The following is a 13,620-nucleotide window of genomic DNA, read 5'->3' on the forward strand; positions in this document are numbered from 1 at the left end:
ATGCGGGCCATAGAGTTATCAGCTAGCCAAGTAACCAACTATCAGGGAAGCATTATATGTCATAACATCTTTGACCCTGCTAATCCTAAAAAGATCCTAATAAGAAAAGGTCACATAATAGATGGCTCTGAGAAACAGATAATGAGCCATCTAGGGGATCTCAAGATACACCTCATCATACTAGAGGAAGGTGACATAGACGAATCTACAGCTGCTGAGAGGATTGCAAGAGCAGCAGCAGGGACAGGACTACAGCTAGGCCCCATCAGTGAAGGTAGTCTACGCATTGAAGCAACAGTTCGTGGGATACTTAGAGTTGATATAGACCGTCTGCGAAGAGTCAACGAAACAGATGGTGTACTGTTATGGACCTTGCATGATAGAACACCCGTAGAGATTGGTCAGCACGTAGCATCTGCCAAGATAGCACCTCTAGCTATATCTGAGGCAAGTATCCAGGAAGCTGAATCTCAGATGTACGATGGAGTAATTCATGTTGCTCCCTATCAGAGCAAACAGATAGGAGTAATCGTACAAGAATCCATGGGCTTGAAAGCTAGAGAGAAGTTTGAAATGGTACTCAAAAACAAAATAGCCTGGTTTGGATCTCTAGAGCCCATTCTAGTCTATTCTGCTAGCGAGAGAATAAAAGAGGATCTAGAGCATATAATAGCGTCCAGGTGTGATTTGGTTTTGATTGGTGGCACAAGCTCTTTAGATCCATTAGACCCCGCTATAAGAGCTATTGAGTATCTCGGAGGGGAAATAATCAGAAGAGGGGTACCTGCACACCCTGGGAGCACCTACTGGTTGGGGTCCTTAGCAGATACCCCTATCATTGGTGTAGCTTCGTGTGGTATGTTTTCACAACGAACAGCCTTAGATCTTATAATGACTATGTTCTTTGCTGGAGAGCAACTGGATAACGCTCTAATCGCGAACTTAGGACACGGAGGGCTTATAACCCGGGAAGTAACCCATATGTTCCCCAAGTATACAGAGTATAGGGATATTCAGGCGGAAAATTGAAGATCAATTCCCTGAAAATACAAGGATTCAAGAGCTTTAGTAATCACACATTACTAGAGTTTGATCATGGCATAACGGCTATAGTTGGCCCCAACGGCTCGGGCAAGAGCAATATACTAGAGGCTATAAGATGGGTTCTGGGTGAACAGAGCTATTCCCTACTTAGGAGTAAGAAATCAGAAGATGTAATTTGGGCAGGCAGCCCCGGCAAACCAAGGGCCGGCATGGCTGAAGTAGAGATATCGATTGACAATCACGACAAATCTATTCCTCTACCATATGAAGAGATTAGCATAACGAGACGGGCCTATAGAAGTGGTGAGAACGAATACTTAATAAACGGCAGAAAGGCAAGGTTACGTGATGTCCAAGAGATAGGGGCAATCATTGGTGAATCTTTCACCTTCATAAATCAGGGATCAGTCGATGAAGTGCTGCTGATTAGCCCCGAACATCGTACAGTGCTCCTAGAACAGGCAGCAGATATAACACACCACTTTAAAAGACGGGACGAAACTCTGAAAAGGCTTGCAGAGGTAGAAGATAATCTCAGGCGAGTAGAAGATTTATTGAACGATAGCAGGCCGCGTCTCAAAAGCCTTATCAAGCAAGTAAACAACCTGCGATCAAAAGAAGTCGAAGAGGAAAAGCTAAGGCAGCTATTAGAAGCCTACTATTCCCGGCAAATTCAGGACCTAGAGAGTCAAATAGAGTCAGCTAGGCACAGAAAAGTTCATCTCCAGAATAGGCGTGACCAGATACTGGATCGTTTACCAACACTCGAATCGCAAAAGCGCCTTATAGAGCAGGATATTGAAAAAAGGAAAAACCACATTGAGTGGGTAAACGCCTCCCTAAGAGAGAACAAGGCTCTGATGGCTTCCCTACAGAGGCAGATCGCTGATCTCCAGAAAGACCTAACAGAAAATGAAACCCAAGCAAGAATAACAGAATCCGAGATAGAGCACCTAAAAGCCCAGAAGCTGCAAGTCTTGACCGAGATACACAAACTTGAAGCTGAAATAGAACTTTTGTGCAAGCAAAAGCGACAAGTAGAAACTGAACTGCTAACTCTGGAACAAGGCTCAAGAAACAGTATAGGCAAGAAACAACAGATAGAAAGTTCCATAGCAGGCTTCGAACAAGAACTATCGGAGTTGCAAAGAGAGATAGCTTCTAAGAAGAGGCTAGTGGAAATCCTAACTGAGGAAATAAGTAACTTAGAGAATGAAATAGAGATCCATACTAGCGAGAGGCTTAGTATCCAAGCTCGCAGCGAAGAGATACAAACCAAAAGAAAACACCTAATAGACAGGATACAAGGCACCGAACGAGAGAGGCTAAGATTATTAGAAAAAATCAAAGATGTAAAGCAAAAGATAGGTACAACCAAACGTGAACATCAAGAACTCCAGCAAAGGTACAGCAATCTATCCTTACAGCTGCGAGAAGTACAGTCTAGAGAGAAGATACTCGATGATATCAGCAAGAGCGCTGCTGATATGCAGCCCGGTGTAAGAGAGATTATGCGCGCAAGTGCTTCCGGAGTATTGGGCGGGATATTAGGGCCTGTGGGTAATCTCATATCGGTCCCGGCAGAGCTAGAAACAGCTATAGAAGCAGCAATTGGAACAGGCTTACAGAACGTCATAACCCTAACTTGGCAGGATGCAGAGAAAGCTATCGAATGGCTAAAGATGAAGAAAATTGGCAGAGTAACCTTCCTTCCTATAGACACAGTAACACCACTAAAGGCTTCTCACATACCGAATATCGATGGTGTGGTTGGAATAGCAAGCGAATTAGTAAGCTATCCAGAACAGATAGATAGAGCAATCTCCTACATGCTAGGAAGAATATTAGTCGTACGCGATCTTGGCATAGCGAGACAAGTATTGCCTAGCTCCAGAGGTATTAGCTCAATAGTAACCTTAGAAGGTGAGGTAGTTAGACAAGGAGGTGCCGTTACTGGAGGTAATTTATCTAAAGCGCAAGGAGGGATTCTAGCCAAAAGACGTGAGCTAAAAGAGTCACGCGAAAGGGCAAGAGAGATAGGCCAGAAGCTAGAAGAGGTAAAAGATCAAGCACACAAGCTGGACAACATTCTACAAACACTCAGACAAGAAGAGGACAGTCTCACCAAGGATCTATCGCAATTGGAGCAGAGCTTGCTCAGGGAAAAAGGCTCTGAGAAGTCTTTAGAAGACCAATGTAAGCTGCTTAAAGAGAGACTGGATTGGGTAGAACAACAAATAGAGCGACTCCAAAGAAGACTAAACGAAGCAAATAACAAGCTGCCTCGGGAAAAAGAACAGCTGCATAAGCTTACTGAAAGAGAAAAGGATATCAAAGCCAGAATTAATCAAGAAAGGGAGGCTCTTGGAGAATATGAGAGTAGCATATCTGAGATGGAGGCTAACCTTCTCAGATTATCCTCTTCTCTAGAGACACTTGATAGAGAGCTTGTAAAAACAACTCACAACTTACATGAAAATAAGGCCAGGATCACCAAAATAGATTCTGAGGTAGCTAGTAGGCAGTCGGAGCTAGATGACATTCACAGGCGAATAGAATGCTTGTCACCTCAAGTATCTCACCTGACGAAACAGCTAGATGTTGTATCTAAAGAGATCAGCAGCTTGCAAGAGAAGATAGATGAGGATTCTAACCAAATAGAGTCATTAAGAGAATCCCTTATAACAATCACGAATCAAATAGCCTCATCAAATAATGAGCTCAGCTCTCTAAATGACTCCCTACAAGATGCATGTACCTTGTTAGAACATCTTGAAAGGCAAAAAAGCGACCTTATACATGCATGTCAAAGAGAAACAGGTAAAGCTCCCTCCACTGATATTCAAATTAGTGACGACCTAGGAGATTTGATTAAAAAGATTGAGCAATCAAGACAGAAGATAGCCAGAATAGGACCGGTCAATCCATTAGCCATTGAAGAATATAACCAAGTCCGTGATAGGGTGGATTTTCTCGAATCTCAACTAAGGGATATCAGTAAAGCTAAGCATAACCTAGAAGATCTTATCAACAGGCTGGAGCATGAGATGCAACAGGCATTTCAGGAGACATTCCAGGAAGTATCACAGACCTTTGCCGAGTACTTTGATCGACTCTTTGGAGGTGGCAAGGCAGGTCTAAAGCTAGCCAAGGATGATAAAGATAAGTTAGGAGTTGAAATAGAAGTCCAACTACCAGGTAAAAGAGTCTCAACATTATCGGCATTGTCAGGTGGAGAAAGGGCTTTATGCTCTTGCGCGTTGTTATTAGCACTAATAAAAGATAGTAAAGCCCCCTTCTGCGTTATGGATGAGGTAGATGCAGCGCTTGATGAACGTAACGTTACGAGGTTCTGTGATCTCTTAGAAGAGCTAGCAAGTGACACTCAGTTTATAGTCATCACCCATAACAGGTTCACTGTCGAGAGAGCTAGCAGGATATTTGGAGTAACTCAGGATAAACAGGGTGTTAGTACCGTATTAAGTGTCAGAATGGAAGACTATCTAGCAGCAGATAAGGCTTCCTAATTGCGGGTTTGCCAAAGAAGCCATCGTTTTGGTAAACTATTTGGCGTCGATGGGGGATCGTCTAACGGTAGGACGACTGACTCTGGATCAGTTAATCGTGGTTCGAATCCACGTCCCCCAGCCAGCTGGTAGCTTGGTGGGCTACCAGCTTTATTTATATAATTAGCCTTTCCAAGCTTCCTCATTCACATTATCCCGTGCCGACCGACTAATCGGGACAGCATAGGCAAGGAGTACTCCTATTTCTTCGTCTTGAACCACCTTGATTCGAGTGTCATACACGCCTGATAGAATGCTAGGGTTCAGAGTATCATCTGGGCTTCCCAGAGCGTAAACTTTACCATCTTTTAGTAAAGCCACGCGGTCGAAATATAGGGCAGCAATGATAGGATCATGTAAGCAGGCTACTACAGTTATATCTAAACTCTTTCTTATATCGTATAATGCGTCGAACACCAAGTTTTTATATTTCATATCCAAATGGGCAGTGGGCTCATCCAGAAGCATTATCTTGACTTCCTGAGCTAACAGCATAGCGATCATAACCCGCTGTTTCTGTCCCTCACTAAGGCTGCTTATACGCCTATGTTGGATGTCCTCAATTTGCATCATCTCCAGAGCGCGATCAACGGCTTGAACATCTTCATCTCTAAATGCAAACTCAAGTCGTGACTTATAAGGTATACGTCCTAGAGACACAAATTCCCTCACTCTCCAAGTGGGCAATACATTCTGCTCTTGTGGTAACACACCTAGAATCCTAGCAAGATTCTTCCTAGAATAGGCCCTTATACTTCTAGATTCTATGACCACATCTCCCATAGAAGGTTTCAGGAAACCGCTGATAACCCTAAGCAGGGTTGTTTTGCCACTCCCATTTGGACCAAGCACAGCAAACATCTCGCCATGTCTTATATCCAAGTTGATCTCTCGCAGCACAGGCATATGCCCGTATGAAAAGTGCAGATTGTTCAGCACTATCGCGGGCCCAGCAGCTTTCATAATGAATATCCCTTTCCTAACTTCCGTAGCATGAACAGGAAGAACGGAGCTCCGATCATAGCAGTTAATATCCCCACAGGCACTTCATTTGGAGAGAGAGCTACACGAGCTAGCAAATCAATGATTACCATGAACGAACCACCAGCCAACGCGGTTACTGGAATCATCATAGCGTGTTTGGGACCGAAAGCCATTCTCATGACATGGGGCACAACTAATCCGACAAAGCCTATAAGCCCACTAACAGATACCGCACTTGCAGTGAGCAAAGCAGACAACCCTATGAGGGCAATGCGGGTATAGGTAACATTAACTCCCAGATAAGAAGCGCCTTCATCACCAAGAGTGAGTGCATCAAGATCAGAAGACATGAAAAACAGTACTAAGATAGTAATGAAGAACAAAGGCAATAAGACTCTTAGCTCATTCCAACCTGATACTCCAACACCTCCTAGCAGCCATACAAATACCGCTTTCAACTGGGATTGTACTAAGGGGGTAAATGCCATGATAAAGCTCATTATCGCCCCTAGAAAGGATCCTACAGCTACGCCAGCTAGTATCAGCCGAGTAGGATCAACGGATCCGAAGGCTCCAGCTATTATGTACACTAACACGACAGATAGCATAGCCCCCACAAATGCTAGAAGCGGAACTGGCGCAAATCCAAGAAAATTCCACCTTAGCGCAAGTGCCATTGCAAGTACGGCTCCTAGTCCAGCTCCTGAGGATGATCCCAAGATATAAGGGTCAGCCAATGGATTTCGGAACACCCCTTGCATAACAAGTCCTGCTGAAGACAACCCACACCCTACAAGAAAAGCTGCTACCACCCGGGGCATCCTAAGTTGGAATAAAATAGCGCTATCGCTCTCAGACCAAGTGACCGCAACAGGTAATCCTAGGGCATGGGCTATCATCCTAATTTCCTGAAGCGGTGAAATGTAGGCCGAACCAATAGCTGACGCCAAGATAATAGATGTAAAGGCTAAGATAACAAGAAAGGATATGACACCACCAGCTCTGAGCCAGTGGTAACTCTTTCTAATCTCAGAGCTGGTGGCTTGGACTTGACTGCTCATCATTAAACCTATCTTTCGCCAAATACCTCTGGATGAATAATAGCGGCAAGCTGCTTGATAGCTTGAGTCAACCTCGGGCCCGGTGTTGTATAAAGATCAGGGTTAACAGGCACCACTCTATTTTTCTTTACGGCTTCGATAGTGCTGAATCCTTCCCTGCTCTTCACCTCTTCAACTGTGGTCGGGTTGAGGAAGTCAGGACCTACAAAGCCCTTGACATCCCCTAGGATTATTACCTGAGGATTACGTCTCACTATAGACTCATAACTCACCTGTGGGAAGGGATTCTTAACGTTACCAAATATGTTTCGCCCTCCAGCGATGGTTATCATTTGGTCAACCAAAGATCCAGCACCATAGGTATAGGGCTTACCTGGAGTACTCACGTCTGATTCAAAATAGACCCTAACTTTTGGCAGTTTGCTAGTCTTAGATTCCACCTGTTTGACAGTACTTTCCAGCTGAGAGGCAAGTTTATCCGCCTCCTCAGTGTGACCTGTAATCCTCCCTAAACCTCGGATGTGCTTTACCACCTGGTCTATGGTACCGGGATACCCAGTATTGATTACCGTTATACCAGCATCCCTTAGGGGCTTATCTATTATCTGCTCAGCTCCTAGGCTACTTAGCACTAGATCAGGTTTTAGAGAAACTATCTGTTCTATATTGAATTTCTGGTATGTGCCTTTTATCTTAGGCTTCTCGGCAGCCTCCTTGGGGTAATTAGTAAACTGATCCACAGCTATAACCTGATCACCTGCACCGATAGCAAAGACCGTCTCATTATTTGAGGGAAATAGCGAAACTATTCTACGAGGCTGAGATTTCAGAGTTACTTTGTGGCCAGTAGCATCTGTATAGGTGACAGGATACCCGTTCTCTGAGGAACCACTGACAGGTACTTCCGTAGCTGCTGGTGTGGGAGAAGCCGTGACCGTATTTTGAGGTGTAACTGTCGGAGAAGGAGATGTAACCGGAGTAACCTCCTGAGGACTTTGTGGAGTTTCAGCAACGGAAGGTACAGGAGAGGTTGGTGCAGCAGAAGCCAAAGGAGTTGGAGTTGAGGAAACGTTCTGTTGTCCACAGGAGACTACCAGCAAGGCTAAAGAAGTAAGGATCGTAATCAGAAATGCTAGACGCCTAACCACTTCTACCTCCAGAAAATTTTTATTTATTCAAAGTTTGGGCGCCTAGCTGGCGTAAAACTAACAAAAAAGCCTTGCTCCCTATTTGGCAGCAAGGCGCACAATCTGTTAGATTACAAATCTCCCAGCGGCGCCCTTTGCTCGAAGGGTTGCCTGCTGACACCGTGAGGGCAGGTATTCGGGCTCAGCAGTTAGACTGCTTACCGTTGCGGCACAGCGCCGGTCTCTAACCGGACTTCCCCTGTCACCTCACTGCCTTTATTTAGTTTTTGCGGGCATAATTATGCCCATATCTAAAGACGAATGTCAATGCTTTAGAGACCATCTACAGACAACAATTGAACAAAAAACCTCCTATAGTGTATAATTCCCCGTCCTAGTAAGATCACTATTGATTGAAGGGGTATTTGACTGTGCCCAAAAGAACCTATCAACCTAAGAAGAGAGTTCGCTTAAGAGAGCACGGATTCAGGGCCAGGATGAAGACTCTCGGGGGGAGGGCAGTGATAGCTGCTCGCCGCAGGAAGGGTCGCTGGCGCCTTACAGCAAGCGATAGCAAGACCTGGAAATAAGATCCACCTTGGATAGGCTGCATCGGCTTACCTCATCAAAAGACTGGAAAGAGGTTAGAACTAGAGGTCGATGCAGCCGTAGTAGTTTTGCTACTATTTGCGTGCTATTTGAAGGCGAGTCAGAGAAGTTTGGGTTTGCAGCTGCCAAATCTATAGGGTCGGTAGCAAAAAGGAATAGAGCGAAACGCAGGCTCAGGGAAGCGTTCAGGCAGACATATAAATTTGGTAGCAAGCCCTGCCTAGTTATAGCTATAGCGGGACCAGAATGTCTAACTATGGATTTCCAAGAACTAAAAAGCAAATTAGCCCAGCAGCTTTCGGATCTAGGGCTGCCTATCTCGTAGGAGAAATTCTTAAGTTCACCGCGTTAGGTGCTATAAGATTCTATCAACTTACTATATCAAAAGCCCTCCCTCCGTCATGCCGTTTCTACCCCAGCTGCTCACAATATGGGTATGAAGCTATCGAAAAATATGGTATCTTCAAGGGAGGATGGTTGACCATCAGAAGGGTCTTGAGATGTCACCCTTGGTCAAAAGGTGGGTTCGATCCCGTTCCATGATCGTGATTTACACCTATGACTATAATTTATAAGAGGAATTTCTCCTTAGAACAGCTATTTAGAAGGAGTAGTTAGTTTTGCATATACCTGGTTGGAATGCACTAATACAGCTGATAACTGATGGATTATTGTTCTTCCAAGGACTTACTGGAAGCACCGCTCTAGCCATAATTCTGTTCACTATTCTCATCAAGCTTATACTCCTACCCCTATCCCTACCATCACTCAGAAACTCCAGAAAGCAACAGCAGATTGCTCCGCTAATCAAGCAAATTTACAAGAAGCATGGCAAGGATAGGGCTGCTATAAGTGCAGAGACTATGGCTTTGTATCAACAGTATGGCATCAACCCTATGAGTGGGTGCTTGCCTCTGCTAATACAATTCCCAATATTCCTTGCCCTGTGGAGAGCAATAATACACCTCAGCACTGGTAGTAACGTTGGAGGACTGCTTTGGATAGATAACCTGGCTAGGCCTGATCATGTCTTACCTTTCCTTGCTGCGCTGGCACAGTGGCTGCAAACCAGGATGGCTATGCAGCCCAAAGATCAAATAATAGATCCTCAACAGCGCAGCATGAACTCCATGATGCAGATAATGCCTCTAATGGTTATATTCATAGGGTGGAACATAGCAGCAGGTGCTGTACTCTACTGGTTCGTATCAAGCTTGTTCAGTGCTGTACAACAGTACTTCGTAACCGGTTGGGGCTCACTAGTGGATATGTTCCCCTTCCTGCCTAGAAAGAAGTTCCCTCCTCTGGAACCTATCAAGCCTAAGGAGGGGCAACCAGCTAGAAAAAGTTTCATGCAAAGAATGCAGGAAAAAGCTCTCGAGATGCAGCAACAGCAGCAAAAGTTACAGGCTCAAACAGCAGCGGCTTCAAATGCCTCTAGCGGTAGCACTAATCGCAGTGCCAACGAAGAGATCATTCAGGAAGCCGAATTTCACAGTGGGATAAGATTCACTGATGATGCTTGGGGGCTGCCTGGGGCACCTGGTACTTCAGGCAGTAGTGCTCTGGCTGCACTAGATGCACCTTCTAAGCCACAACAGTCAAATAAAGCCAAAAAGCTTGAATCGAAGAAAAAAAAGAGAAGATAAATAAGGGTGTGGAGGTAATCTGGAAAATTGGAGAGGCCTGAGAAAGTCGAGATCTCGGCTACTTCTGTGGAGGATGCAATACAGCTTGCCTTGGAACAGCTAGGCAAGTCAAGAGATGAAGTAGATATAAAAGTCCTAAGATATCCAAACGAACCTGACGAGCACGGCTTTATAACGGACGAAGCTCTCGTATCAGTTAGCGTCAAGAGCAGCACTTCCGAGCTGCCAGAAGATCAAGAAGCTGAGAAGATTAAACACCTGCTTACACCTGATGAAAGAGAGACTGTTGCCAATCTCGGGCAGGAAGTCATGAGCGACATTCTGCATCACCTAAATCTGATTGCAAGTTGCAAAATCAACCAAAGGAGTTTAAGGCCAGACCAAGCCGAGTCTCCAGTAGTTCTCGAAGTAGAGGGAGAGGATCTAGGGATACTCATTGGTAGAAAGGGAGATAACCTAGATGATGTCCAGTTTGTGCTGAATCACATAGTCCAGAAGAAGGTAGGTTACTGGCCAAACTTACTACTTGATGTAGCAGGATACAGAAAGAGAAGAGAAGCAGTCCTCAGAGAAATGGCCAAGAGGGCAGCTGCACGCGTCGTCAGAACAAGGCAACCTTACAGCTTCGAACCTATGCCCCCTAGAGAGAGAAGAATTATTCACCTAACTCTTTCCCGAGATAATAGAGTGAGATCTGAAAGCTCCGGAGAAGGGGACGCGAGGCACGTAGTTGTTTATCCCAATCCTAGGAGACCTAATGCCGGCAACAGAAGAAAGGCCTGATTTCCTAATACTTGGACACGTAACCAAGGACATACTAGAAGAGGGCTATGTTATAGGTGGTACAGCTACCTATGCGGGAATTGTTGGTATAAAGTTAGGTGTTCGTACCGCTGTAGTAACTAGCTGCGACAATGATATTGATGTAAATGGAGCTCTGTCTGGAGCTGAGGTCAAGGTTATACCTAGCCAATACTCCACTACATTCGAAAATATTTACGTGGGAAATAAGAGACAACAGAGGCTACTAGCCAGGGCACTTCCAATATCGATTGATGATGTTCCGTCCAATTGGAGACGAGCTCCAGTGATACTACTTGGACCTGTCGCTAGAGAGCTGGAAAGCGACTTATTCGATGCTTTTCCTCATGCCCTGGTAGGTATAACCCCTCAGGGAATGATGCGCGGATGGGGAGAAGACCATAAGGTATTCCCAATCCACTGGAAGGAAGCTGATAGGCTTCTAAAGCACGTGCAGGTCGCTATTCTCAGCGAGGACGATCTAGTGGATGAGTCCGATTTAGACATGTACCTCAATACTGTTCCCACAGTCGTAGTTACAAGAAGCGATAGAGGAGCAACAGTATTTCACCAAGGACAGGAGAGGTCATTCCCTGCATTTCGTTGCAATGTAGTGGATGCTACTGGAGCCGGTGACGTGTTCGCCGCGTCATTCCTTATAGAGCTATACCGTACAGGCAGTATAGAGCACGCTGCCACTTTTGCAAATGCGGCAGCTTCCTTTGCGATCGAAGCTGTAGGACCTACCGGTATACCTACTAGGGAAAAGATCGAAAAAAGAATTGCTGAAGCCTGTTACATACTAACAGAATAAACTAGTGAGTAATCTGCCAAGGTCTCACCAAATAACCTTAAATCTTCTAACCATTGTCTGAGTTAGCACTACCTACAGCGAATACTGTAGGTAACGGATCATAACTGCTCGTAATATTATCATCCAGGATGACTTCCGTTCCCTTACGTACAGTACGCTCTATTACCACATCAGCACCTGCAGAAGCGTATAGATAAGTCTCAGTCTTGCCAGATTCTAATGTAGGGTCAGTCCAATAGATATCGCCTATAGGCTGGACGACATTTTCTATGATGGGTGGTTTTACATCAACCGACCAACCTGGATCGGTACCATAAAGATTCACCTGTACGGTCTGGTCCTGTTCTGACACGCTGACCTGAATCAGGATAGCAGCAGGCGTGCTGTTCGTAAATCTCAGGTCGGTACCCGGAACGAGAACCATAGCGTCGGTCCCAGGTTGCTGATTCTCCTGTTGATAGAAGTCCAATCGGTAAGGCATGGAATGCCTTTCTAGAATTGGCAATCCTGCATAGAGCGCGGCTCTGAAAACAGTTGTGGCGACCTGATTAATACCGCCTGGCCACCCTTGTAGCTCAAGCCTATTATCCCCAACAAGTTCAGGCTTATAACCTGCAGATTCTGAGATCTTACCAATAGCCTCAGCGAACGAGAAATCGCTGCCCGCAGGTATTACATAACCATTGATAGCCTGGGCCGCCTTCTTGATGTTATCTATACGTTCCGGTCTCGACCCTCTAAATCCCGATACACCTGAGGCTATAAGCTCCTTGATACCAAGCGAAGCTATGTTGTTCTCTGATACAGATGGGCTGATACGAGAAATAGGGAGTTGCACCTGCCGAGAATTCGATTTAGCAGCTTCCTGTATTAGGCCAATAGCTCGATCAATATCTAGTCTCCTGCCCAGTTTTCCTGGAGCAAGAACCGACAGATGCCCATTATCCCATCTTAATCGAGCATTTACTGGTTCTGAATTTATATCCTTAGCAACTGAATCAAGGTAGTTCTCCAGTTCAACAGGATCTAAGTAGACATCTAGCTCAGTGTTACCTTTTACCTTTACGGGTTTACTTCTAAGCCAATCTTGGAGCTTATCAGTGGTTATCTGCCATTTCTGTTGATTGTCACCAACTAACGTTATAGGCGATGAAATCATGCTCTTAGCCAGTGACTCTGCCTTACTGACTTCTTGACTGCTGATAGTACCAGCAGTAGTGTACACAGCGATGCTAACAGGCCCCTTAGACATCTTCCTTAGAGAGGTCAAAACCTTGGATTCTGTCTCAGGCTGAAGGAAAGTATAACCGGCTCCACCACCCTCTATCTGAATGTTGCCTTCAGAGACTTGGATGGAAGGATTTAGAGGATCCCGATTGATTTGCCTGCCTATGTCCGACAAATAGCTTGACAACCTACTTTCATCTATACGCATGACAATAGGCACGACCTCTGGACTTTGCTGGCCAACTAGTGTGCGAGCAATGACTAAGATAACTGGATCTTCTCTACCAGCTCTCATAGCCCTGTTGACGGTGGCTTCTACGTCTATCGTAAGTCCTATGTCCTCAGCAGCGGGATGCCATTGAAGTTGGCCAAAAGTCAGTACGACAGGATTATTCAGGTAATCCTCTAGCGAGGACTCCAGCTTTTCCTTAGCATCATCCTGAGTAAGGGAGCCTACAGCTATATTCCCAACCACAACCTGAGGGTATATCCTATCTGAGTAAGCTCTTGTGATGAGAAAAGCAGAGCCTAACAAAACCACCACAAAGACCGCCAGTACTGGCAAAGCGGCCCGAATAAGCCTAAGTAGAAATGATCTACCGTGGGGGTAGTTTCTGAGCTCAGATGCCTCTTCTCGCCAAGACTCGATTTCCCTGGCGAGGATCTTTTCCATTTGAGCCCTGCGGGTCTCACGAGCTGAGGGATGATGACTATGAGGATTAGTCGGGAATCGCCAGT

Annotated in this window: 12 protein-coding genes, 1 tRNA gene and 1 riboswitch; of the genes, 9 read left to right on the forward strand and 4 right to left on the reverse strand. The window is 45.3% G+C overall.

Features of this window, described 5'->3' with window-relative positions:
- The 3 genes from TTER_RS07190 (at window position 1) to TTER_RS07200 (ending at window position 4,695) form a co-directional block, all read left to right on the forward strand.
- The gene (locus TTER_RS07190; RefSeq protein ID WP_012875358.1) at window positions 1-1,029 is read left to right on the forward strand and encodes a molybdopterin-binding domain-containing protein; all 1,029 of its coding nucleotides are present in this window, start codon (window positions 1-3) and stop codon (window positions 1,027-1,029) included.
- A complete protein-coding gene (smc, locus tag TTER_RS07195; protein ID WP_012875359.1) occupies window positions 1,026-4,571 on the forward strand; it encodes a chromosome segregation protein SMC in 3,546 nt (1,181 codons plus the stop codon). The genes TTER_RS07190 and smc overlap by 4 nt, the downstream gene beginning before the upstream one ends.
- 50 nt (window positions 4,572-4,621) lie before the next feature.
- A tRNA-Gln gene (locus TTER_RS07200) sits at window positions 4,622-4,695 on the forward strand.
- 38 nt (window positions 4,696-4,733) lie between these two features.
- Here TTER_RS07200 and TTER_RS07205 read toward each other — a convergent pair.
- The 3 genes from TTER_RS07205 to TTER_RS07215 are packed head-to-tail and all read right to left on the reverse strand — an operon-like array spanning window position 4,734 to window position 7,803.
- Window positions 4,734-5,573: an ABC transporter ATP-binding protein gene (locus TTER_RS07205; RefSeq protein WP_012875360.1), complete on the reverse strand. Its 840-nt coding sequence runs from the start codon at window positions 5,571-5,573 to the stop codon at window positions 4,734-4,736.
- Window positions 5,570-6,658: a FecCD family ABC transporter permease gene (locus tag TTER_RS07210; protein ID WP_083768835.1), complete on the reverse strand. Its 1,089-nt coding sequence runs from the start codon at window positions 6,656-6,658 to the stop codon at window positions 5,570-5,572. Before TTER_RS07210 ends, TTER_RS07205 begins: the two co-directional genes overlap by 4 nt.
- 5 nt (window positions 6,659-6,663) lie before the next feature.
- Window positions 6,664-7,803: a helical backbone metal receptor gene (locus TTER_RS07215; RefSeq protein ID WP_012875362.1), complete on the reverse strand. Its 1,140-nt coding sequence runs from the start codon at window positions 7,801-7,803 to the stop codon at window positions 6,664-6,666.
- Between the two features lie 149 nt (window positions 7,804-7,952).
- Window positions 7,953-8,075, reverse strand: a riboswitch (cobalamin riboswitch).
- Window positions 8,076-8,213: 138 nt separating this feature from the next.
- Between TTER_RS07215 and rpmH the strand changes: the two genes are divergently transcribed.
- The 6 genes from rpmH to TTER_RS07235 all read left to right on the forward strand — a co-directional run bounded on the left by rpmH (window position 8,214) and on the right by TTER_RS07235 (window position 11,655).
- A complete protein-coding gene (gene rpmH / locus TTER_RS15350; protein ID WP_083768837.1) occupies window positions 8,214-8,372 on the forward strand; it encodes a 50S ribosomal protein L34 in 159 nt (52 codons plus the stop codon).
- An 8-nt stretch (window positions 8,373-8,380) separates the two neighbouring features.
- Complete coding sequence (gene rnpA, locus TTER_RS16375) at window positions 8,381-8,716, forward strand: ribonuclease P protein component (RefSeq protein WP_169302644.1); 336 nt, start codon at window positions 8,381-8,383, stop codon at window positions 8,714-8,716.
- Window positions 8,717-8,721: 5 nt separating this feature from the next.
- A complete protein-coding gene (gene yidD / locus TTER_RS15355; RefSeq protein ID WP_174259464.1) occupies window positions 8,722-8,934 on the forward strand; it encodes a membrane protein insertion efficiency factor YidD in 213 nt (70 codons plus the stop codon).
- A 77-nt stretch (window positions 8,935-9,011) separates the two neighbouring features.
- Window positions 9,012-10,040 (forward strand): YidC/Oxa1 family membrane protein insertase, encoded by a 1,029-nt coding sequence (locus TTER_RS14740; protein WP_012875363.1) that lies wholly within the window; start codon window positions 9,012-9,014, stop codon window positions 10,038-10,040.
- A gap of 27 nt (window positions 10,041-10,067) precedes the next feature.
- Entirely contained in the window at window positions 10,068-10,823 is a 756-nt protein-coding gene (jag, locus tag TTER_RS07230) for an RNA-binding cell elongation regulator Jag/EloR (protein WP_012875364.1), read from the forward strand.
- Window positions 10,798-11,655 (forward strand): PfkB family carbohydrate kinase, encoded by an 858-nt coding sequence (locus tag TTER_RS07235; RefSeq protein ID WP_012875365.1) that lies wholly within the window; start codon window positions 10,798-10,800, stop codon window positions 11,653-11,655. The genes jag and TTER_RS07235 overlap by 26 nt, the downstream gene beginning before the upstream one ends.
- 46 nt (window positions 11,656-11,701) lie before the next feature.
- Here TTER_RS07235 and TTER_RS07240 read toward each other — a convergent pair whose 3' ends face one another.
- Window positions 11,702-13,555, reverse strand: coding sequence for a VanW family protein (locus TTER_RS07240; protein WP_012875366.1), 1,854 nt, complete (start codon window positions 13,553-13,555; stop codon window positions 11,702-11,704).
- Between the last annotated feature and the right edge of the window lie 65 nt (window positions 13,556-13,620).

It is taken from the genome of Thermobaculum terrenum ATCC BAA-798, from assembly GCF_000025005.1.
GTDB classification, from domain to species: domain Bacteria; phylum Chloroflexota; class Chloroflexia; order Thermobaculales; family Thermobaculaceae; genus Thermobaculum; species Thermobaculum terrenum.